This is a genomic window from Brucella sp. TWI559 (assembly GCF_039674265.1).
GTDB lineage: Bacteria > Pseudomonadota > Alphaproteobacteria > Rhizobiales > Rhizobiaceae > Brucella > Brucella chromiisoli.
Genome location: NZ_JBDJNE010000001.1, coordinates 473214 through 494911 on the forward strand (window position 1 = coordinate 473214; position 21698 = coordinate 494911).

The window sequence follows — 21698 nt, forward strand, 5'->3', positions numbered from 1 at the left end:
GAATGACCAAACTTCTCATCCGTGGCCGAGTGCTGAGTTTTCGCGACGAACCGCAAAGTCTGGATGATACTCAATCCTATCGCTATATCGACGATGGGGCTGTACTGGTTGAAAATGGCCGCATTGCGCGTTTAGGCGATTATGCCGATGTAATCGCTCAGGCAGGCAGCAACGTGCAGGTCGCCGACCATCGTCCGCATCTCATTCTACCGGGTTTCATCGATACGCATATTCACTATCCGCAGACGCAGGTTGTTGCATCCTATGCGGCCAATCTGCTCGAATGGCTCAACACCTATACATTCGTGGCAGAACAGAAATTCGCTGATGAGCAGCACGCGGAATTTATCGCTGAGCGCTTTCTGGACGAACTGATCCGCCATGGCACAACGACCGCCGTCGCTTATTGCTCGGTGCATCCGCAGAGCGTCGATGCCTATTTCCGCGCGTCGCAGCATCGCAATATGCGTATGCTGGGCGGCAAGGTGATGATGGATCGCAATGCGCCGTCAGCACTCTGCGATACCGCTCAATCGGGCTATGATGACAGCAAGCAACTGATTGCCCGCTGGCATGGCAAGGACCGCCTTGATTATGTAATCACGCCGCGCTTTGCGATTACCTCGACACCAGAGCAACTCGAAGCCAGTCAGGCGCTAGCCCGCGAACACCCTGAATGCTTCATCCAGACCCATCTTTCCGAAAACCACGAAGAGATCGAATTCACAAAATCGCTTTATCCAAATGCGCCGGATTATCTTGGCATCTACGAGCATTATGGTTTGCTGGGCCAAAAGACGTTGCTTGGCCATTCCATCCATCTCGAAGAACGCGAAGTGAAGGTGATGGCGGAGACCGGCTCCGTTGCGGTTTTCTGCCCGACCTCGAACCTGTTTCTCGGTTCCGGTCTCTTTGACCGTGATCGCCTGAAAGCATCGGGCGTGCGCATGGCAGTGGCGACCGATGTGGGCGGCGGAACCAGTTTTTCGATGCTGCGCACGATGGACGAAGGCTACAAGGTATTGCAGTTGCGTGGAAGCCGCCTCAATCCGTTCCAGTCATTTTATATGATGACGCTTGGCAACGCCCGTGCGCTGTCGATGGAAGACAAGATCGGTACGCTCGACGAGGGGACAGAAGCCGATATTGTGGTGCTTGATTCATCCGCCACATCGCCGATGCGCCTGCGCATGGCAGCGGGCGCAACGCTTGAGCAGGAGCTGTTCCTACTGCAAACACTGGGTGACGATCGCGCAATCGTCGAAACCTATGTGGCGGGTAAGCCGTTAAAGGCGGCGCTTTCTTGAGTGTTTTTGGATGTCTGTAAGCTGGAAGCTAATATATTTTATGGAGTAAATAAGTGTTATATAAATATTGTTCTTTTTAAAATTCCCATTTTTTCTATAATAAGAGGGCTTTTTTCATTGAAAAGCTATTGTTATAGGAAGAAAAATTATGACATATATTGATAATATTAAAGAAAAAAACTTGTCTGATATTATGAGGGCTGCTGATGCGTTCCCCATGGACAAAATAGTAGAGAGATATGCAAAAGATAATAATATCGATATAGATACGGCGCGAATGCATGAACGAGAATTGAAGCGGTTTTTGAGTTTAAGTATTGTGTGTAAAAGCCCAATTGGCATGCGCGGGCCGGTAGATGAATTATGGCATACTTTCATAACATTCACTGTTGAATATGAAAAATTTTGTAACCAGGTTGCTGGGCATTTTATTCATCATGTCCCAACAGATGCAAGTAGTTCGCCGGAAGCTATGCGTGAATCGGTTGCAGCATTCGATGAACTCTATGCCGATGTATTCGGTCATGAACCGCCAATTGAAGCTTGGCCCAAAACTGAAGCCAAATGTAGCTCATGCACTGATTGTATTACTTGTCTCGTTAAAAAAGATCATACTAAAATTCTTGATCGCCATGTTGTGTAGAGGATTTCCAGCAAAAGTGCGAAGCAGTTTTGCGTGGGATAATGCTTGAAAACAGACAGATAGAGCTTTTCCATTCATTTAATGGGTTCTGAGCCTAGATGCGTTTGCAACTTTTCTGTATTCTTGAGGTAGAAGGAAATATTGTAATTTTACATATCAGTTATATTTAGAGCGATTTGGGTTTCTTAAGCTCAAGTCGCTCTAGAGTGCGTTTCAATCTGATGGGGATCAGATCGACGCTCTAAATGTTGGTTTTAACGCGCATCTTTGTCCGAAAACCGTTTCACACTTTTCGGGATGCGTTCTAAAGTTCTTCTGGCTTCTTACCACCCATCGCATGGGTCAGCTCATCCGCTGTTGCGCGGATAATCGGTCCGAGATCTTCGAGCCTCTTCTTGGGCAGACGAACAGCGGGACCTGAAATGGAAATGCCTGCAATCGCCTCACCATATTCGTTGAAAATGGGGGCTGCGATGCAGCACATGCCGAGCGTATGTTCTTCATCATCAATCGACCAGCCGCGTGCACGGATCGCCTGAATATCCTTCAGCAACGCGGGCAAGGTATCGAGCGTGCGTTGCGTGAAATGTTCAAGCGTTTTGCCAGAGAGCGTGCGTGCGATCTGCGTATCCGACCATGTGGACAGAACAGCCTTGCCAATGCCCGAGGCATGGATTGGTCCGCGACGACCCGGACGGAAAAAGGCACGCATCGGTGCGTGGCTCTCTATCTGCGAAATGAACACAACGTCGCCGCCATCTTCGATGCCGATATTGGCCGTCTCGCCGCTCGCTTCCATCAGCTGTTTGAGATATGGCCGCGCCAATGTTCCAAGCTTGCGGAAACGGCGAAAAGCATTGCCAATCTCGAAAGCCTTCACACCAATGGACCAGTCGCCGCTTTCCAAATCATGCGAAACCATGCCGTGATTGGCGAGTGACGAGAGAAGCCGGTGCACGGTCGAAGGCGCCATCTGGCTCGCTTCCGCGAGGTCAGTCAGCGTTGAGCCGTCATTTTCGGCAATAAGCGCCAGAAGCTTGAGGCTGCGATCCAGAACCTGAACAGACGAAGGTGCAGCATTCTCCGCCGCCTTGCGGCCTCGCTTTGCTTTTGTCTGTTCCATGAGCCGCCTCCGATTCCTTGTTTTTCATCACTACCTTATCCGCGCGAACCGCGAAAGTGTGCGGTGATTATCTCCATTCCGTTGAAAATCTTTATTTCCGTATAATGGTATTAATTTCCATTTTTCACATATAGCATCGCTAAATGGATATATATTCCATAGGAGGAAGCCGTCATGGCCAGAATGCGCGCAGTCGATGCAGCCATACTTGTGCTGGAAAAAGAGGGGGTCAATTGCGCCTTCGGTGTACCGGGCGCTGCGATCAACCCATTTTATTCGGCCATGAAGGCACGGGGTTCTATCCGTCACATTCTTGCGCGCCATGTTGAAGGCGCTTCGCACATGGCCGAAGGCTATACCCGCGCTCAACACGGCAATATTGGCTTGTGTATCGGTACTTCCGGTCCCGCCGGCACTGATATGATCACCGGCCTCTACTCGGCTTCTGCCGATTCCATTCCAATCCTCTGCGTTACAGGCCAAGCCCCCCGTGCACGCCTCGACAAAGAGGATTTTCAGGCAGTCGATATCGCCAGGATCGCAGCCCCCGTTACCAAATGGGCGGTTACGGTTATGGAGCCGGCACTGGTGCCTTTTGTTTTCCAGAAGGCATTTCATATCATGAAGTCGGGTCGTCCCGGCCCGGTGCTGATCGATCTGCCGATCGATGTCCAACTCGCTGAAATCGAGTTTGACATCGATACTTATCAGCCGCTGGAGACATACAAGCCAGCGGCAACCCGCGCACAGGCCGAAAAGGCCATTGCTATGCTCAACGATGCGGAACGCCCGCTGATTGTTGCAGGTGGTGGCATTATCAATGCGGGAGCCTCCGATCTTCTGGTTGAATTTGCTGAAATCACTGGCATTCCGGTTATCCCGACCCTTATGGGCTGGGGCGTTATTCCCGATGATCATCGCCTGATGGCAGGCATGTGCGGCCTGCAAACATCCCACCGCTATGGCAATGCCACGCTTCTGGCCTCCGACATGGTGATCGGCATCGGCAATCGCTGGGCGAACCGCCATACCGGCAATGTCGATACCTATAAAAAGGATCGCAAGTTTATCCATGTTGATATTGAACCAACGCAGATCGGCCGTGTTTTTGCTCCCGATTTTGGCATTGTTTCAGATGCGGGCAAGGCGCTCAAACTGCTGCTTGATGTTGCGACCGAATGGAAAACCGCAGGCAAGCTGCGCGACTGGTCCCAATGGGCGCAGGAATGCGGCGAACGCAAGAAGACCATGCTGCGCAAGACACATTTTGATCAGACACCATTAAAACCACAGCGCGTTTATGAAGAGATGAACAAGGCGTTTGGCCGTGACACCTGTTATGTCACGACTATTGGACTGAGCCAGATTGCCGGTGCGCAGTTTCTGCATGTCTATCGCCCGCGCAACTGGATCAATTGCGGTCAGGCAGGCCCCTTGGGCTGGACTTTGCCAGCGGCACTTGGGGTTCGCGCCGCCGATCCTGATCGTCCGATTGTTGCGCTGTCCGGCGATTATGATTTCCAGTTTATGATTGAGGAACTGGCAGTCGGCGCACAGCATAAGCTGCCCTATATTCATGTGGTTGTGAACAATTCCTATCTCGGTCTGATCCGTCAGGCACAGCGCGGCTTTAATATGGATTTCGAGGTCAGTCTTGCTTTCGATAACATCAATGCCTCGGGCGACACCGAAAAGGGCTACGGCGTTGATCATGTGGCGGTTGCCGAAGGTCTTGGCTGTAAGGCTATCCGCGTTCGAAGCCCAAACCAGTTTGCGGAAGGATTTGAGCAGGCAAAAGCGCTGATGAACGAGCATCAGGTGCCGGTTGTTCTGGAATTCATCCTTGAGCGTGTTACCAATATTTCCATGGGAGCCGACATCGATCAGGTGGTCGAGTTCGAGGAGTTGGCCGAGCGCGGCGAAGATGCACCGACTGCGATTGCGGCTTTATTAGATTAGATTGAGAGGGAGGCGGAAATGCCAAGATTTGCAGCCAATCTGACTATGCTTTTCAATGAAGTGCCCTTCATGGATCGCTTCGCGCTGGCAGCCAAAGCCGGTTTCACAGGGGTGGAATATCTCTTTCCCTATGACTTCAACCGCCATGAGCTGAAAGCAGCGCTTGATCGTCATAATTTGGCGCAGGTTCTGCATAATCTTCCGGCTGGTAACTGGGCTGGTGGCGAGCGCGGAATAGCGGTTCTGCCGGATCGGGTCGATGAGTTCCGCCGCGGCGTTGCCGATGCGGTTGATTATGCGACAGCGCTCAACTGCTCGCAGGTCAATTGCCTTGCAGGACTTGCACCGCAGGGCGTCGATCCGGATGCATTGCGCGCAACCTTTGTAAGCAATCTGCGGCTTGCAGCAAGAGAACTTGGCAAGCACGGCATTCGCCTGCTGATCGAACCGATCAATCATTATGATATGCCGGGCTTCTACCTCAATACGGTTGAACAGGCGGTGTCGATCATTGATGAAGTCGGCAGCAACAACCTGTTCATTCAATATGACCTTTATCATCAGCAGCGCACGCGCGGTGAACTGATCGCGACTTACGAGCGCTACAAACCGCTGATCGCTCATATCCAGCTTGCCGATAATCCGGGTCGTAACGAACCGGGCACAGGTGAAATCAACTTTTCCTATGTGTTCGAGGCGCTGAAAGCGGCTGGCTACAAGGGCTGGATCGGCTGCGAATACAAGCCGAAGACCACAACTGAGGAAGGTCTTGGCTGGTTCAAACAGGATGAAACCGAACGGCTTAGAGCATAGGGAGATTTGATATGGCTAAAATCGGCTTCATCGGACTGGGCATTATGGGCAAGCCAATGGCGCAGCATTTGCAAAATGCGGGCCATCAGCTTTTCACTTCAAAACATTCAAAGCCGCCGCACAAGGACTTGCTGGGTGCAGGATTGAGCGTGCTCGACACTCCAAAAGCAGTCGCCGCCGAATGCGAAACCATCATTCTCATGTTGCCCGATACGCCACAGGTGGCGGATGTCCTGTTCAGCGAAAACGGCGTTGCGGAAGGTTTGAGCCAAGGCAAAACACTCATTGATATGAGCTCAATCTCGCCGATTGAAACCAAGGAATTTGCAAAAAAGGTTAGGGAAACGGGTGCGGAATATATCGATGCGCCGGTATCGGGTGGCGAAGTCGGCGCGAAAAATGCCAGCCTTTCCATCATGGCAGGCGGTGCGCAGGATGCTTTTGACCAGGCATTGCCGCTGTTGAAGCTCATGGGCAAAAACATCACGCTTGTTGGTGATTGCGGCGACGGCCAGACGACTAAAGTTGCCAACCAGATTATCGTTGCGCTCAATATTGAAGCCGTGGCGGAAGCGCTGGTCTTCGCATCCAAAGCGGGGGCCGATCCGGCCAAGGTTCGTGAGGCGCTGATGGGCGGCTTTGCGTCATCGCGTATTCTGGAAGTGCATGGCGAGCGCATGATCAAGCGCACTTTCGACCCGGGTTTCCGCATTTCGCTGCACCAGAAGGATTTGAATCTGGCTTTGCAGGGCGCGAAGGCTTTGGGTGTTTCGCTGCCAAATACCGCAACGGCACAGGAATTGTTTAATTCCTGCGCAGCGCATGGCGATGATGGGCTGGACCATTCGGGACTGGTGCGCGCGCTCGAACGCATGGCCAATCATGATGTTGCGTGATTGATTTTCTCTCAGTGGCAGGAAATAGTGCGCCCAAACAACAATAATATTGGGAATCTGATGACTGTCATCACCGATCCGAAGAAGTTTCTGACAAGCCTGTTTGATGCAGCAGTTGCGGCTGCTGATCCTGAGCTGGTGATCCGTGCCAATCTGCCTGCCAAGCCCAAGGGCCGGACAATTGTGATTGGTGCAGGCAAAGGCTCGGCACAGATGGCAGCGGCCTTTGAGCGCGCATGGGCCGAACGGCATGCGGGTGAGGACGCACCAATCGAAGGCATTGTCGTCACGCGCTACGGTTATGGCACGCCCTGCAACACCATTGAGATCATCGAAGCATCACATCCGGTGCCCGATGATGCCGGGCTTGTGGCCTCAAAACGACTGTTCGACGCCGTTTCCAATCTCACTGAAGATGATCTTGTCGTCGCGCTTATTTCCGGTGGAGGCTCGGCTTTGCTGCCATCGCCGCCGGAGGGGCTGACCCTTGAAGATGAAATCGCGGTCAACAAAGCGCTGCTGGCGTCTGGTGCGCCGATCTCGGCTATGAATGCGGTGCGAAAGCATCTTTCGACCATCAAGGGCGGAAGGCTGGCAGCCGCAGCACATCCGGCAAAAGTCTTCTCGCTGGTGGTGTCCGATATTCCCGGTGACAACCCTGCCTTTGTCGCATCCGGCCCGACGGTGCCTGACGCAACGTCTCGCGATGATGCGCTCAAAATCATTGGACGCTACAAGCTTGAATTGCCCGATGCCGTGCTTGCGCATATCAAAAGCGAGAAGGCGCATGCACCAAAGCCTGATGATAAAATCTTCGCGAACAACGAAATACGTGTGATCGCCTCCGCTGCCGTTTCGCTGGAAGCAGCTGTCAAAGAAGCCGAGCGTCATTGCGTTGAGGCGGTGATCCTTTCGGATTCAATGGAAGGCGAAGCGCGCGAAGTCGCCCATGTTCATGCAGCCATTGCGCGTGAAGTGGCGGATCGTGATCGCCCGTTTAAAAAGCCGGTTGTTTTGCTGTCCGGTGGCGAAACCACCGTCACCATCCGCGCCAAAGGCGGCAAGGGTGGCCGCAACAGCGAATTTCTGTTGTCCTTTGCGCTCGATATTGATGGCTATAACAACATTCACGCACTGGCGGCAGATACGGACGGCATTGATGGCTCGGAAGATAATGCCGGTGCTTTTGCCGATGGCACAACTGTTTCGCGGCTGCAAAAGGTTGGCGAGGACGGTGCAGCGCGGTTGAATGCCAATGATGCGTGGACCGCATTTGATGCGATTGGAGATCTGTTTATCCCGGGGCCGACCGGCACCAATGTCAACGATCTCAGAGCCATTCTCATAACAGAATAAGATGAGATTGCAGCGTGTCATCACGCTGGGGGGAGGGGTGTATTGTTATAACGATTCAGACCGACATTCGCGATTCTGTTATAACGATTCATCTTTCTTGGCGGGCACCTGATCATCGTCGATAAGAATGCGGTTTGCTGCGCCGTCAAGGTCCTCATACTGGCCATTTTTGAGCGACCATAGAAAACCAGCAAGGCCCATCGCGCCCAAAAAAAGCGCGATGGGAATGAGAAAAAGAAGTCCGCTCATTTATGCGCTTCCTTCAAAACCACAGCGCGTGCAACAGTGGTCTGCATCGGCTGTTTCTGTTTTCCGGCCCGCAACCGCATCGCATTGCTGACAACCACGATGGACGACAGAGACATCGAGAGCGCTGCCACCAATGGTGTGACAAAGCCGAAAATCGCAATCGGCACAGCGATGATATTATAGCCGATGGAAAGCGCAAAGTTCTGCCTGATTAATCGGCCTGCCTCTTTTGACACTGCAAATGCCAGCGGAACAGCAGACAGACTTTCGCGCAGAAACACGAAGTCGGCAGCATTGCGGCCAATATCGGCGGCAGTTGCCGGAGCCATGGAAACATGTGCCGCAACAAGCGCAGGGGCATCGTTGAGCCCGTCGCCAACCATCAGCACTTTATGGCCGTCATTTGCTAAACCCTGCACAAGCCGGGATTTGTCGGCTGGCAGAACTTCGCCACGATAGGTATCCACACCCAGATAACCGGCAAGCTTTTTCACAGCAGGCATTTTGTCGCCGGAGATAATCTCAAGCTGCAAGCCATTGCGTTTCAGTGCACCGATTGCGGCGAGCGCATCTTCGCGCGGCTGATCTTCAAAGCGGAAAGTCTGGACCAACTCGCCATTGATCGAAAGGCACGTTTCCGGCCCATCAGAAAGATTAGCATCTGCCTTGTCGTCAGCCCATTCACGTTTGCCAAGCCGATAGATCGTACCACTCAGTTCGGCCTCAATGCCAGCCCCCGGGATTTCTTCAATGCGTGTGAAGTCAGTCATAGGCTTTGCTCCGGAAAACAGAGCAAGTGCCCGCGACAAAGGATGGCGGGAATAAAGTGAGAGTTCAGATGCAATCTCAAGATTATTCGGATCGATTGACCCGCGATCAATCAGGCGAGGCTGGCCGAGCGTCAGCGTGCCGGTCTTGTCGAATACGGCCGTGTCGATCTCGGCCATCCGCTCCATGGCCGAGCCGTCCTTGATCATGATGCCGTTCTCAAACAGGCGGCGTGCTGCAACCACCTGAACAATTGGCACTGCAAGTGCGAGCGCACAGGGGCAGGTGATGATGAGCGTGCAGATAGCGATATAGATCGAGCGATACCAGTCGCCGCCGGTATAAATCATCCAGCCGACAAAGGCCGCAAAAGCAATTGTATGTACCATCGGCACATAAAGTTCAGACGCCCGATCAGCGAGACGGCGATAAAAAGCGCGACCGCCTTCGGCAACGTCCATCAGACGCACCATTTCGGCAAGGAAGGAATCTTTGGCTTCCGCCGTTGCGCGAATGACAAGTGGTGCGGAGAGGTTCATGGTTCCCGCACGAATATCCGAGCCGGGGCCGACTGGAACCGCATCGCTTTCGCCCGATGCAATGGCACAGTCGAGTTCCGAGCGACCATCTTCCACTTTGGCGTCGACAGGAACACGTTCACCAGCTGCAAGGATGATGCGCTGGCCTATGCGAATTTCATTGACCGGCAGATAGTTGCGCTCGTCATTGTCGCCGATCACCACAGCGCCGCGCGGGCTTAATTGTGCCAGACCACGCACGGCAGAGCGTGCACGTGTGCGCATCAGATAATCGAGTGTGCGGCCAATCAGCAGGAAGAACAACAGCGTGACCGAAGCGTCAAAATAGGCGTGCTGGCCATGGTTCATCGTTTCATAAACGCTCATGCCAAAGGCAAGCGAAATAGCCAGCGCAATGGGCACATCCATATTCACGCGTCGGGTCCGCAAGGCATTCCATGCAGAAACATAAAAAATTCGGCCCGAATAAATCAGTGTCGGTAGCGCGATCAGACCGGAAAGCCAGTGAAACATATCGCGGGTGGCAGCATCGGCCCCCGACCAGACCGCAACAGACAACAGCATGACATTGCTGGATGCAAAGGCTGCAACGCCAAGCGCGATCAAAAGCCGCGTGAAGGTCGGGTCCTTGTCTTGCACCATATCAAAAATATGCGCTTCGTAGCCAAGGCGACGGAGCGGATCGATCACATCGGGTGGCGTTTCGCCATCCTTCCAGCGAATGGTGACGCGGCGTGCGGTCAGGTTCACGCGCACATAAGAAACGCCCGGCAGCTTGCCGAGCGTCTGTTCGATGGTCTTGATGCACAAACCGCAATGGATACCGGGAACCGAGAGATCAAGCTGGCGTAAACCATCGCCGAGCGCACGGCTTGCGACCAGCATTTCGTCTGGCGAAATCGATTGGATGACCGTGGCTATCTGTGCATTTTCAACGCAGCAACTCATAAGATCCTCCCGTCCTTCACCAGAACACGGATGATGTGGCGATACGGGTCGTCAAGGCCCGCATCGGCATTGACTTCCATAATCCATGCGCCTTCGCCCAGTTCGAGCGGTGCTGTCAGAACACCGTCTTCTGCAATGGAGAGTGTGACTTTGGTGTCATGGGCATCGCCGACAGGACGCTTGAATTCGACCGTGCCGCCGCTCATGCTGACAGCCTTGCCATCACGATCGGTAAGACGCCACGTAAAGACACCTTCCGCAAAAGCGGGCTGCGACTGCCAGCCAAGGGCTGCCTGTTCCTTGCCGGTTTCGGCTTTGGCGTTGAACTCCTGACTGGCGACATAGGTGTTTTTCACAACCAGCCCGCTCCAGCTGCTGACTGCCTTATAAGCCATCGTCATATTGACGGCGATGATGACACCGAAGAAAGCGATCATAATGCCGAGCATGTGCCAGCCGGTGAAGCCATTGGTGGTTTTTGATTTCACTGACATCATCTCTTCTCCCCGGTCATTTCTGGAGCCATGAAAGTTGCTTTGTAGCGGGCTGTTTCAGAGCCGTCTGCATCGCGTACTTCGATTTCATAGTCGGAGCGCTGCTCCGTTATGGCATCATGCGGCAGGGTTACAAAAACGCGCAGCGTTTTCAGCCTGTCGGGTTCAACCGGCACATCATAATTGCCGTCTGCATCGATGTTTTCATCCTGCACGGTCAGCGTTGCACCCGGCAGGCCTTCGATTGAAAGCCGGAAGGTACGCGGAACAGGGATCATGTTGAGCAGCTTGACCGTATAGCCGTTGCGGATCGAACCATCGGACAACAGCACATATTGCGGTGTGCGGTCATGCAGCACATTGATGCCAATGCGCTGACGCGTCGAAAGCGAGATCACCAGCGTCAGACCGATCAGTGCCCAGATAATGAAATAGAACAGAATGCGTGGACGCAGGATCTTTTTCCACGAAAGATGCTCAACAGCACCGGACAACTTGTTTGGTGCTTCATAAACGCGCGCCGGATTAATCGGAGCGGTGCCATTGTTGGTGGCCAGCGCCATATTCCAGTCGTAATCGGCAAGCGTTGCATAGGAAATGAGACCGCGCTCTTTGCCGACCTTGTCCATCACGCTGTCACAGGCATCGATGCAGAGCGCGCAGGTGATGCATTCTAGCTGTTGGCCATCGCGAATATCGATACCCATCGGGCAGGCGGCAACACAGGCGTTACAATCCACGCAATCGCCTACGGTTTCCCCGGCGGCAATTGCCTTCTTGGAATGGCGTGAGCGTGGTTCGCCGCGCCAGTCGTTATAGGTCACAGTCAGCGAATTTTCATCAAGCATCGCTGCCTGAATACGCGGCCAGGGGCACATATAGGTGCAAACCTGCTCGCGCATCAGCCCGCCAAAAACATAGGTCGTGGCTGTCAGGATCGCCACGGTGATGTAAGCGACGGGAGCTGCATGGCCGGTCACAAAATCAATAAGCAAGGTGGGCGCATCGGCAAAATAGAAAATCCACGCGCCGCCCGTCAAAATACCGATCATCAACCAGATGGCGTGTTTGGTGACACGCTTCCAGATTTTGTCGAAGCTCCACGGCGCTTTGTCGAGCTTCATGCGTGCGTTGCGGTCGCCTTCGATGGCACGTTCGACCACCAGATAAAGGTCGACCCATACGGTTTGCGGACAGGTATAGCCGCACCATGCGCGGCCAGCCGCTGACGTTATCAGGAACAGGCCAAGGCCTGCCATGATGAGCAGACCTGCGACATAATAGAATTCCTGCGGCCAGATTTCGATGAAGAAGAAATAGAACCGGCGATTGGCAAGATCGATCAGAACTGCCTGATCGGGCGCATAGGGACCGCGGTCCCAGCGCAGCCATGGCGTCAGATAGTAGATCCCCAATGTGATGAACATGATCATCCATTTGAAGCGGCGGAAATTGCCCTGCACGCGCTTCGGGAAAATTTTGACCCGCGCCGCATAAAGCGACTTTCCACTTTTAGGGAGGCGGATCTTGGGGGAGTTAACTGCCTGAACGTCTATCCGTTCGACATCGTCTGACATTTGCCTTGCTCCTGAAGCACGATGCCGGACAGACAGAAGCTGGCTTGCCGGGGGATCGCACTTTCAATGTTTGAGAGCGGGGTGGTTATTCGCCGTCCGTTCCAATGCAGTGATTTGAAATGAAGCGACCGATTGCCGTTAGATCGGGGCATCATTTTTAGCTGGCTGGCCCCGTTGCCGGGGCCAGTATTTTTTATTCGCCGCCACCCAGAGAGTGAACGAAGATGGCAAGCTGCTTGACAGTCGCGTCGCCGAGGCGTGCTTCCCATGCGGGCATCACGCCATGCTTTGGACGAGCCACCTGCTTTGCAATCGCGTCTTCACCTGAACCATAGAACCAGATGGCATCGGTGAGGTTTGGCGCGCCGAATTCACGCAGACCCTTTGCATCTGCGCCATGGCAGACCGCGCAGTTTTCAGCGAAGACCTGCTTGCCTGCCGGGACCATGTCCGGATTGTGTGGCGTGCCGGAAAGGCTGACCACATAGGCGCTCACATCGCGAATCTGCTCTGGTTCGAGCACATCGACAAAGGCAGGCATTTCCGAAATGCGGGTTTCGCTGTCATCGGGCGAGCGCACACCATGGCGAATGGTCGTCAGGATGTCGTCTACCGAACCACCCCACAACCAGTCGTCATCATTGAGGTTCGGATAGCCGGGAGCGCCCTGTGCACCTGTGCCATGGCACTGAACGCAGTTCACGCGAAACGCTGCTGCGCCGCCTGCAATCGCATATTGGCGCAGGTTTTCGTCAGCGATGATCTCATTGACGTCTTTCGCATTGATCTGGTCCATGATGCCCTGACGCTCAGATGCGATCTCGGCATTTTCCTTCCAGAAGTCACCGCGGCTCGACCATTCGGTCAGACCCGCTGTCGAGCTTGAGATCAACGGCCACGCCGGATAGGCGATGACATAGGCTAATGCCCAAAAGATGGTTGCGTAATATGTCCACAGCCACCAGCGTGGCATGGGGTTGTCGAGTTCCTGAATGCCGTCCCATTCATGTCCGGTGGTCTCTACGCCACTGACTTCATCAATTTTTTTGTCAGTCATTTTTGTCGTCCTTGAATGGAATTTCCTTCGCATCATCGGCTTTCTTTTTGCTTCCCGGACGGAAAGCAAAAAGCACCACGAATACAAAGAACAGAGCCATCGCGAGCAGGCCCCAGCTATCGGCGAAAGTGCGCAGGGTGTTGTAATCCATGGCTAATTCTCCGCTTTATCGTGCTTTGGGGGACTGGTCGTAGGTCGAGAAGTCAACGAGCGTGCCGAGCATCTGGAGATAGGCAATCAATGCATCCATCTCCGAAATGACCTGTGGGTTGCCGTCAAAGTCGCCAACTTTCGCCTTTGGATACCGTTCAAGAAGGGCGGTCGTATCAGCGTCCGGCTCAGCCTGTGCTTTCAGATCGGCAACCGCGTTATCGACCATTTCTTGGCTATAAGGCACCCCGACGGCAGCATTAGCTTTGAGGTTCGCCGAAATATCAGTGATCTTGAGCGGGGTGTTGAGCAGGAAGCCGTAATTCGGCATGACCGATTCCGGCACCACGTCGCGCGGGCGCACCAGATGCTGCACATGCCACTCGTTTGAATAGCGACCACCGACGCGCGCAAGGTCTGGACCCGTGCGCTTCGATCCCCACTGGAACGAATGGTCATACATAGACTCTGCTGCCAGACTGTAATGGCCATAACGCTCCACTTCATCGCGGAATGGGCGGATCATCTGGCTGTGGCAGAGATAGCAGCCTTCACGCACATAGATGTCGCGGCCTGCCAGTTCCAGTGGTGAATAGGGACGCATCCCTTCCACCTTCTCGATGGTATTTTCGAGATAGAACAGCGGTGCGATTTCCACGATGCCGCCCACAGTTACGACGGCCAGCGAGGCAATCAGCAACAGCGTTGCGTTTTTCTCCAGTTTGGAGTGGTTTTTCAGAAAAGACATCAATCACACTCCTTATTTCGCTGGCTGCATGGTTGCGTCAACCACAGGCTGCGCACCGCCCATAGGGGCTTCCTTGCGCAGATTTCCGCGAATGGTCTGATAGACGTTCCAGGCCATAACCAGTCCACCGCAGAGATAGAGAACGCCGCCCATTGTACGAATGACGTAGTAAGGGAACATGGCAGCAACGGTTTCGACGAACGAGTAGACGAGGAAGCCCTGGCTATCATATTCGCGCCACATCAGACCCTGCTGGATACCGGAAACCCACATAGCAGAGGCGTAGAGCACGATGCCGAGTGTGGCGAGCCAGAAGTGCCAGTTGACCATACGGATCGAATAGAGGCGTTCACGATTCCAAAGCTTTGGCGTCAGGTAGTAGACCGCAGCAAAGGTGATCATGCCGTTCCAGCCAAGTGCACCCGCATGAACGTGACCAATTGTCCAGTCGGTGTAGTGCGACAGCGAGTTCACAGCCTTGATCGACAGCATCGGACCTTCAAAGGTTGCCATGCCGTAGAAGGCGATCGCTGCAACCATCAGACGGATGATCGGATCAGTACGGACCTTGTCCCATGCACCCGAAAGCGTCATCAGACCGTTGATCATACCGCCCCATGACGGCATCCAGAGCATGATCGAGAACACCATGCCGAGCGTCTGCGCCCAATCGGGAACAGCGGTGTAATGCAGATGGTGCGGGCCGGCCCAGATGTAGAGGAAGATAATCGACCAGAAGTGCACGATCGACAGGCGATAAGAATAGATCGGACGGTTCGCCTGCTTCGGCACGAAGTAGTACATCATGGCGAGGAACGGCACGGTCAGGAAGAACGCCACCGCGTTATGACCATACCACCACTGCGTCACTGCATCCTGAACGCCTGCGAAAGCCGAATAGCTCTTCACGCCAAGGAAGGAGACCGGAATCGCCAGATTGTTGACGATGTGCAACATGGCGATGGTGATAATGAACGACAGGTAGAACCAGTTTGCCACATAGATATGTGGCTCTTTGCGTCGCAGGATGGTGCCGAGGAAGACGACGAGATAGACGACCCAAACGATGGTGAGCCAGACGTCGACATACCATTCCGGTTCAGCATATTCGCGCGATTGCGTGATGCCGAGCAGATAGCCGGTTGCTGCCATCACGATGAAAAGCTGATAGCCCCAGAAAACGAACCAGGCCAGATCGCCACCGATGAGGCGCGCGCGACAGGTGCGCTGCACGACATAGAACGACGAGGCGATCAGGATGTTGCCGCCAAAGGCAAAGATCACTGCCGATGTATGCAGCGGACGCAGGCGGCCAAAGTTGAAATAGGGTTGCAGATTGAGATCCGGGAAGGCGAGCTGTGCTGCGATAAGCACGCCGACGAGAAAGCCGGCCACACCCCAAAACACGGTTGCGATGACGCCATAACGGATCGGCCCATCCATATAGGTGGACTGATCGACTTTCTTTGGCGTCAGGCCGTAATCGGCATTACGCATCAAAAGAATGGTGAAGATGGCAAGTGTTGCGAACAGAATCCACATGTGGATTCTAAACAGCTCATCATGAGAAAATCCGGCCAGAAGCACAGCAAAAAGTGCTCCCAGACCAGACAGGACTGTTCCAGCGGCGTAGTTCATGTAATCCCCTCGCAGCGCAAGTCAGAAGCTGCCCAAGTGTCCAAGTGACGACAGCTATAGCGATAGCCCTTCTATCGGCATTCCACGGTTGCGTGTCATTGATCTAAATCAAATAGCACTTGATTGGGATGCGACGAATTGGGCGTTTCGAGAGGAATAGCTTTTTTAGCGTGAGAAATAGCTATTTGATTCGATTAAAATTTTTGATTTCGGATTATTGTGCTGGGATAATCAATGAAGCGCGCAAGCCGCCTTCGGGGCGATTGTGAAGCTGCAATTTTCCACCCATACGGGCTGTTGCCATTTTCACAATAGCCAGCCCCAGACCGCTGCCATTCTCACTTCTGTTCGAGCCGCGATAAAAGCGTTCGGTCACATGTGCCATGTCTTCAGGCGCAATACCGGGACCATCATCCTCGACAGTGAGCACAAGCTTGTCGTCATCCCGCTGAAGGTTGCATCGCACAGACCCGCCTTCCGGTGAGTGGTTGACGGCGTTTTCAATCAGATTGCGCATGGCAAGCGTGAAGAGATGCGGATATTCCATTGTCACAAGCGGAAGATTATTGGGAAGCTCAATCGTCACGTTGCGATTTGCCGCAAGCATACGCATGTCGGTCGAGATAGAAACCAGCAACTGACAGGCGGGTTCGGGCGTGGGTCTCACCATCTCGTCACCTGTTTCCAGGGCCGCAAGGTCAAGCAGCTGGCTGACGAGGCGGCTCGTGCGATCAACACCTGACGCAATCTGGCGGATTGCCTTGAGACGCATGGTGTCATCTTTGGCACTCTCTGCAATCTGCGCCTGTGTCTTGAGGCCCGCCAGTGGGGTTTTGAGTTCATGCGCGGCAAAAATTGCAAAATTGCGCTCGCGTTCGCGCGCCTCTTCCACGCGATGGAAAAGATCGTTCAAAGCGGACACCGAGGGTGCGATTTCGGAAGGCAGCTTCTCTTCTGGCAGAGGATGCAAATCGCGCGCGTCGCGCTTCGACAACGTGCTGGCAAGACGGCTCAACGGATTAAGTCCGCGTCGCACGCACAGCCAGATCAGGATGGCAAGAATGGGCAGCAAGAGGAGGGCAGGCAGAACAACACCGGCCACCACATTTTGCACGAGCCGCTCTCGGACCGAGAGGCTATCGGCGACCATGACACGCAAACCAAGCTGCGTGTTTTCCACGGCAAAAACCCGCCAACGGTCGCCTGCAACAACCGTATCCGAAAATCCGTTCGCCACGTTGGTCAGGCGGGCGCCGGGCGCACTTTCCGAGCGGCCAACCAGCCTTCCATCGATGGCCCATATCTGGCAGAAAAGCTGCCGGTCATAGAGCGGAAAATCGGGCAAGGGCTTGAGCGAAAGTTGTCCGCCATTTCCATCGGGCGCGACTTCAACACGCCGCTCGGTCAGCAGCGAATTAACCATGCGGGCTGCTTCCATGAGGCGCGCATCCAGTACTTTTTCAAGCCTTGCTTCCGTGCTCACATGAATCCAGATGACCGCAAACACCCAGACGAGAAAGGTGATCCCGATCAATATGCCCGTCAGACGGCTGCGGATGGAATTCATGTTTGTGCTCCCGCGAGCCTGTAGCCAACGCCGCGCACCGTTTCGATGAAGGCTGAACCGAGCTTCGAGCGCAAGTGATGAACATGCACTTCGACCGCATTGCTCTCCACCTCTTCCTGCCAGCCATAAAGTGCTTCTTCAAGCGATGACTTGGAAACGGTTGCGGTTGGCCGCTCCATCAATGTGCGCAGAATAGAGAATTCGCGTCGCGTCAGGCGAAGCGGTTCACCGTTGAATTGCACTGACATTTCCGCCGGGTCAAGTTCAACGCCCTGCCATTCAAGCGTGGCACTGGCACGACCCGCGCCGCGCCGGGCAATGGCGCGCACGCGCGCTGCAAGCTCATGAAGATCAAACGGCTTGCCGACATAATCGTCCGCACCCGCATCAAGCCCTGCAATGCGTTCCGGCACCTGATCGCGGGCGGTTAGCAACAGCACCGGCGTTTGATCCCGTGCCTGCCGCATCGACTTCAACACATCAAGACCGGAACCGTCTGGCAGCATGAGATCGAGCACAATTGCGTTGTAGTTCTGCGTTGCAAGGGCTGCTTCGGCGTCGCCGCAGCTTGCAACGGCATCCACGGTGAAGCCGGCCAATCCCAGCCCCACGGTAAGGCCGTCGAGCAGGAGTGCATCGTCTTCAACCACCAGAATACGCATAGTCGTCCCTGTTTCAGTGTTGACTGATTTTGAGCCAGCTTTCGCTTCGCCAGCTTAAGGTTGCCTTAAGGTGACGCGATCATTGGCTTTTTATAATCTACTTGTTCATTTAAATAAAATTTCAGCTTATGAAGGCCGGCATGTTTTGGGGACAGCGATATTGGGGTTTGAGAAATTGAATTTATGCACTGCGAAGCTAAGAACGTGCCTGTCATACGCGCGAATGATCCTGGTCGGCTTTTTACCACTGGCTCTTGCGGCGTGCACAAGCGTCCCCACAGACAGGCCGATTCCCGTCACCATGCCGCAACCCGTGGCCCTCGCGCCTGAGCCGGTGCGTGCTGCGCCTGTCGTTGAGCCTGAGATACAAACGGCGAAAAGCGAATATGAAGTCATGTATGGCGCGGTCACCGATCGTGGAAATCATATTGCGGCACTTGATCTGAGCAAAATAGCGCAAAGAAATCTTCGTAAGCAGGTCGACTATCAGACCACGCATCCGGTTGGCACGATTATCGTCGATCCCTATAAGCGCTATCTCTATCTGGTGCAGCCGGACGGCAAGGCCATGCGCTATTCCGTTGGCGTCGGGCGTGCCGGAATGACATTCAGCGGTGACGCAGAGGTCGCCTATAAGGCTCAATGGCCGCGCTGGACGCCAACGCAGAACATGATCAAGCGTAACCCCGAACATTATGCAAAACATGCCCAAGGTCTGGAAGGCGGTATCCGCAATCCGCTCGGTGCACGCGCACTTTATCTTTATCGTGATGGCAAGGATACGCTTTACCGTATCCACGGCACCAACGAGCCATGGTCAATTGGCAAGGCGGCCTCGTCTGGCTGTATCCGTCTCTTCAATCAGGATATTATCGATCTTCACAAACGGGTTTCCAACGGAAGCCGTGTTGTTGTTCTCAACAAGGCTCAATCGTCTCAGGGAGAAAGCTGATGATAAATCGCCGCCAGATGCTTGCTGCAACGGCAGCAGGAGCCGCGACGATTGCCATTTCTGGTGGCGGAAGTTTTGCGCAAAGCATGCCGAGCGTGGCCGATGTGCTTTATGACAAAGATATCCCGGTGCTCGGCAATCCTCATGGCGATGTCACCATTGTCGAATATTTCGACTACCAGTGCCCTTACTGCAAGCGAGGACATGCTGAACTGATGCGCGTTGTTGAAAACGATGGCAAAGTGCGGCTGGTGCTTAAAGACTGGATTATCTTTGGCGATAATTCTGCCTATCCGGCACGGCTGGTTCTGGCAGCAGAAAAATCCGGCGCCTATGTCAAGGCAATGGAAGCCATGATGCAAACGACAGGGCGTTTGAGCAAAGATCAGACGGACGAGGCTCTTAGAAAGGCCGGTCTTGATCCGAAAAAACTTGAAGCGCAATATCAGGCAGATGCCGTAAGGATCGATGCTATCCTTGAGCGCAACATGGAGCAGGGCGAGGCGTTTAATTTCGGTGGCACGCCGTCTTTTGTGATCGGCACCAGACTCTATGGCGGCGTGATGAAAAAGCAGGGTCTGATCGATGCAATTGCACAGGCTCGTAGGGGCTGATGAATTTGAAAGTAAGCAGCGGAGTGTTGTCAGTCTTGTAAGGCTTTAGATTTCCTTCATAGTAAGAAGGATCAATGGACATGAACCTGATGACAAGCACGCCAACGCTCAACGATGACACGGATGAAAGCCGCTGGCACAAAGTTCTCACACGCGACAAAGCTGCGGATGGCGAGTTTTTCTATGGCGTACGCACGACGGGCGTTTATTGTCGCCCGTCTTGCCCTTCACGGCGTGGAAGACGTGAAAACGTTCAGTTTTTTGACGTGGCAGAGGCCGCGGAACGCGCAGGATTTCGTCCCTGCATACGGTGTAAACCCAATCTGCCAGCAACGCTTGATGCACAGAACAATGCCCGTCATGCTGATATGATTGCAGCCGCATGTCACTATATCGATATTGCGGAAGAAATACCGGACCTTGACGAAATAGCGCGCGCAGTTGGTGCCAGTGCATCGCATTTTCACCGTCTTTTCAAAGCCTTCACCGGACTGACGCCCAAAGAATATGCGGATGCGCAGCGCGGGCGAAAAATCCGTTCAGCCCTTGAAACGCCGCAAGCAAGCGTGACAGCCGCCATTTATGAAGCTGGATATAATTCATCAAGCCGCTTCTATGAAGCATCGGACAAGGTTCTGGGAATGAAGCCAAAGACCTATAAATCCGGTGGGCAGAATGAGACAATCCGCTTTGCTGTCGGTCAGTCTTCGCTGGGGGCGGTTCTTGCTGCGGAAAGTGCGAAGGGTGTTTGTGCCATTCTGATGGGCGATGAGCCAGAGGCGCTGATCAGCAATCTCGAAGACCGGTTCCCGAAAGCCGAGCTTATCGGAGGGGACCGGGATTTTGAGGATCATGTTGCGCAAATTATCGGGTTCGTTGAAGACCCTCGTATTGGGCTTGATTTGCCACTGGATTTGCGTGGCACTGTTTTTCAGGAACGGGTTTGGCAGGCATTGCTGCAAATCCCGTTTGGTAAAACAGTGAGCTACACCGAACTTGCGCAAATGATCGGCGCGCCAAAATCAATCCGTGCCGTGGCGCAGGCATGTGGCGCCAACAAGATTGCTGTTGCGGTTCCCTGTCATCGGGTTGTGCGCAATGATGGTGGATTGTCCGGCTATCGCTGGGGTGTGGAACGCAAGCGCGATCTGCTTGAAAGAGAGCGCCAGCCTTCAAACATTGAGGGTTGCAACCCCGCTGCGGATAGCTTTTGATCGGATAAAACTTGAAGGATTCGGACATGAGCGTCACGATTTACGGCATCAAAAACTGCGACACCATGAAGAAGGCGCGCACATGGCTTGAAGATCATGGCATTGACTATGCTTTTCACGATTACAAGAAAGACGGCCTTGATGGTGCAACGCTGGACCGTTTCCTGAAAGACATCGAATGGGAAAAGTTGCTCAATCGTGCGGGCACCACGTTCCGTAAGCTGCCAGAAGAACAGCGCCACAATGTCGATGCTGCCAAGGCGCGTGAACTCATGCTGGCACAACCCTCTATGGTCAAGCGCCCGGTGCTTGAGAGGAATGGCGCGCTGATTGTCGGGTTCAAACCGGATCAGTATGAGGCGTTCTTCAAGGCTTGAGTACCGCAAAACCTGTCATAAATAGTATCTCCAGCGTGACGGATAAG

At 53.9% G+C, this 21698-nt stretch carries 21 protein-coding genes; 10 read left to right on the plus strand and 11 right to left on the minus strand.

Going from position 1 to position 21698, the window contains the following annotated elements:
• Nucleotides 1–2 precede the first annotated feature (2 nt).
• Nucleotides 3–1307 carry a guanine deaminase gene (guaD, locus tag ABE530_RS02165; RefSeq protein WP_499693447.1) on the plus strand — a complete coding sequence of 435 codons (1305 nt, stop codon included), beginning with the start codon at nt 3–5 and terminating at the stop codon, nt 1305–1307.
• Nucleotides 1308–1455: 148 nt separating this feature from the next.
• Complete coding sequence (locus ABE530_RS02170) at nt 1456–1950, plus strand: glycine-rich domain-containing protein (protein ID WP_499693448.1); 495 nt, start codon at nt 1456–1458, stop codon at nt 1948–1950.
• Between the two features lie 304 nt (nt 1951–2254).
• Here ABE530_RS02170 and ABE530_RS02175 read toward each other — a convergent pair whose 3' ends face one another.
• Nucleotides 2255–3073, minus strand: coding sequence for an IclR family transcriptional regulator (locus ABE530_RS02175; RefSeq protein WP_499693449.1), 819 nt, complete (start codon nt 3071–3073; stop codon nt 2255–2257).
• A gap of 174 nt (nt 3074–3247) precedes the next feature.
• Here ABE530_RS02175 and gcl point away from each other — a divergent pair, with 174 nt between their 5' ends.
• The 4 genes from gcl to ABE530_RS02195 are packed head-to-tail and all read left to right on the plus strand — an operon-like array spanning nt 3248 to nt 8097.
• A complete protein-coding gene (gene gcl, locus ABE530_RS02180; protein WP_499693450.1) occupies nt 3248–5032 on the plus strand; it encodes a glyoxylate carboligase in 1785 nt (594 codons plus the stop codon).
• An 18-nt stretch (nt 5033–5050) separates the two neighbouring features.
• Complete coding sequence (hyi, locus tag ABE530_RS02185) at nt 5051–5845, plus strand: hydroxypyruvate isomerase (RefSeq protein WP_265983008.1); 795 nt, start codon at nt 5051–5053, stop codon at nt 5843–5845.
• A gap of 11 nt (nt 5846–5856) precedes the next feature.
• Nucleotides 5857–6741, plus strand: a complete 885-nt coding sequence (locus tag ABE530_RS02190) for a 2-hydroxy-3-oxopropionate reductase (protein ID WP_265983009.1) — start codon at nt 5857–5859, stop codon at nt 6739–6741.
• A gap of 60 nt (nt 6742–6801) precedes the next feature.
• On the plus strand, nt 6802–8097 hold the full coding sequence (locus ABE530_RS02195) for a glycerate kinase type-2 family protein (RefSeq protein WP_499693451.1): 1296 nt from the start codon (nt 6802–6804) through the stop codon (nt 8095–8097).
• A 78-nt stretch (nt 8098–8175) separates the two neighbouring features.
• Here the strand turns inward: ABE530_RS02195 and ccoS are convergent, their stop codons facing one another.
• The 10 genes from ccoS to ABE530_RS02245 all read right to left on the minus strand — a co-directional run bounded on the left by ccoS (nt 8176) and on the right by ABE530_RS02245 (nt 18494).
• Nucleotides 8176–8346, minus strand: coding sequence for a cbb3-type cytochrome oxidase assembly protein CcoS (gene ccoS, locus ABE530_RS02200; protein ID WP_265983011.1), 171 nt, complete (start codon nt 8344–8346; stop codon nt 8176–8178).
• Entirely contained in the window at nt 8343–10601 is a 2259-nt protein-coding gene (locus ABE530_RS02205; protein ID WP_265983012.1) for a cation-translocating P-type ATPase, read from the minus strand. The genes ccoS and ABE530_RS02205 overlap by 4 nt, the downstream gene beginning before the upstream one ends.
• A complete protein-coding gene (locus ABE530_RS02210) occupies nt 10598–11095 on the minus strand; it encodes a FixH family protein (RefSeq protein ID WP_265983840.1) in 498 nt (165 codons plus the stop codon). Before ABE530_RS02210 ends, ABE530_RS02205 begins: the two co-directional genes overlap by 4 nt.
• Nucleotides 11095–12672 (minus strand): cytochrome c oxidase accessory protein CcoG, encoded by a 1578-nt coding sequence (gene ccoG / locus ABE530_RS02215; protein ID WP_499693452.1) that lies wholly within the window; start codon nt 12670–12672, stop codon nt 11095–11097. Before ccoG ends, ABE530_RS02210 begins: the two co-directional genes overlap by 1 nt.
• Nucleotides 12673–12865: 193 nt before the next feature.
• Nucleotides 12866–13729 carry a cytochrome-c oxidase, cbb3-type subunit III gene (gene ccoP / locus ABE530_RS02220; RefSeq protein WP_265983014.1) on the minus strand — a complete coding sequence of 288 codons (864 nt, stop codon included), beginning with the start codon at nt 13727–13729 and terminating at the stop codon, nt 12866–12868.
• On the minus strand, nt 13722–13880 hold the full coding sequence (locus tag ABE530_RS02225) for a cbb3-type cytochrome c oxidase subunit 3 (RefSeq protein ID WP_265983015.1): 159 nt from the start codon (nt 13878–13880) through the stop codon (nt 13722–13724). Before ABE530_RS02225 ends, ccoP begins: the two co-directional genes overlap by 8 nt.
• 15 nt (nt 13881–13895) lie before the next feature.
• Nucleotides 13896–14627: a cytochrome-c oxidase, cbb3-type subunit II gene (gene ccoO / locus ABE530_RS02230; RefSeq protein WP_265983016.1), complete on the minus strand. Its 732-nt coding sequence runs from the start codon at nt 14625–14627 to the stop codon at nt 13896–13898.
• Nucleotides 14628–14639: 12 nt separating this feature from the next.
• A complete protein-coding gene (gene ccoN, locus ABE530_RS02235; RefSeq protein WP_265983017.1) occupies nt 14640–16265 on the minus strand; it encodes a cytochrome-c oxidase, cbb3-type subunit I in 1626 nt (541 codons plus the stop codon).
• Nucleotides 16266–16479: 214 nt separating this feature from the next.
• Nucleotides 16480–17832, minus strand: coding sequence for an ATP-binding protein (locus ABE530_RS02240; protein ID WP_499693453.1), 1353 nt, complete (start codon nt 17830–17832; stop codon nt 16480–16482).
• Nucleotides 17829–18494, minus strand: coding sequence for a response regulator (locus ABE530_RS02245; protein WP_499693454.1), 666 nt, complete (start codon nt 18492–18494; stop codon nt 17829–17831). Before ABE530_RS02245 ends, ABE530_RS02240 begins: the two co-directional genes overlap by 4 nt.
• A gap of 223 nt (nt 18495–18717) precedes the next feature.
• On the opposite strand from ABE530_RS02245, the gene ABE530_RS02250 reads away from it, so the two are divergent.
• The 4 genes from ABE530_RS02250 (at nt 18718) to ABE530_RS02265 (ending at nt 21651) form a co-directional block, all read left to right on the plus strand.
• A complete protein-coding gene (locus tag ABE530_RS02250) occupies nt 18718–19446 on the plus strand; it encodes a L,D-transpeptidase (protein WP_396996560.1) in 729 nt (242 codons plus the stop codon).
• Nucleotides 19446–20060 (plus strand): DsbA family protein, encoded by a 615-nt coding sequence (locus tag ABE530_RS02255; protein WP_265983021.1) that lies wholly within the window; start codon nt 19446–19448, stop codon nt 20058–20060. Before ABE530_RS02250 ends, ABE530_RS02255 begins: the two co-directional genes overlap by 1 nt.
• An 80-nt stretch (nt 20061–20140) precedes the next feature.
• Nucleotides 20141–21274, plus strand: coding sequence for a bifunctional DNA-binding transcriptional regulator/O6-methylguanine-DNA methyltransferase Ada (ada, locus tag ABE530_RS02260; RefSeq protein WP_499693455.1), 1134 nt, complete (start codon nt 20141–20143; stop codon nt 21272–21274).
• Nucleotides 21275–21300: 26 nt separating this feature from the next.
• On the plus strand, nt 21301–21651 hold the full coding sequence (locus ABE530_RS02265) for an ArsC family reductase (protein ID WP_499693456.1): 351 nt from the start codon (nt 21301–21303) through the stop codon (nt 21649–21651).
• Nucleotides 21652–21698: the final 47 nt, after the last annotated feature.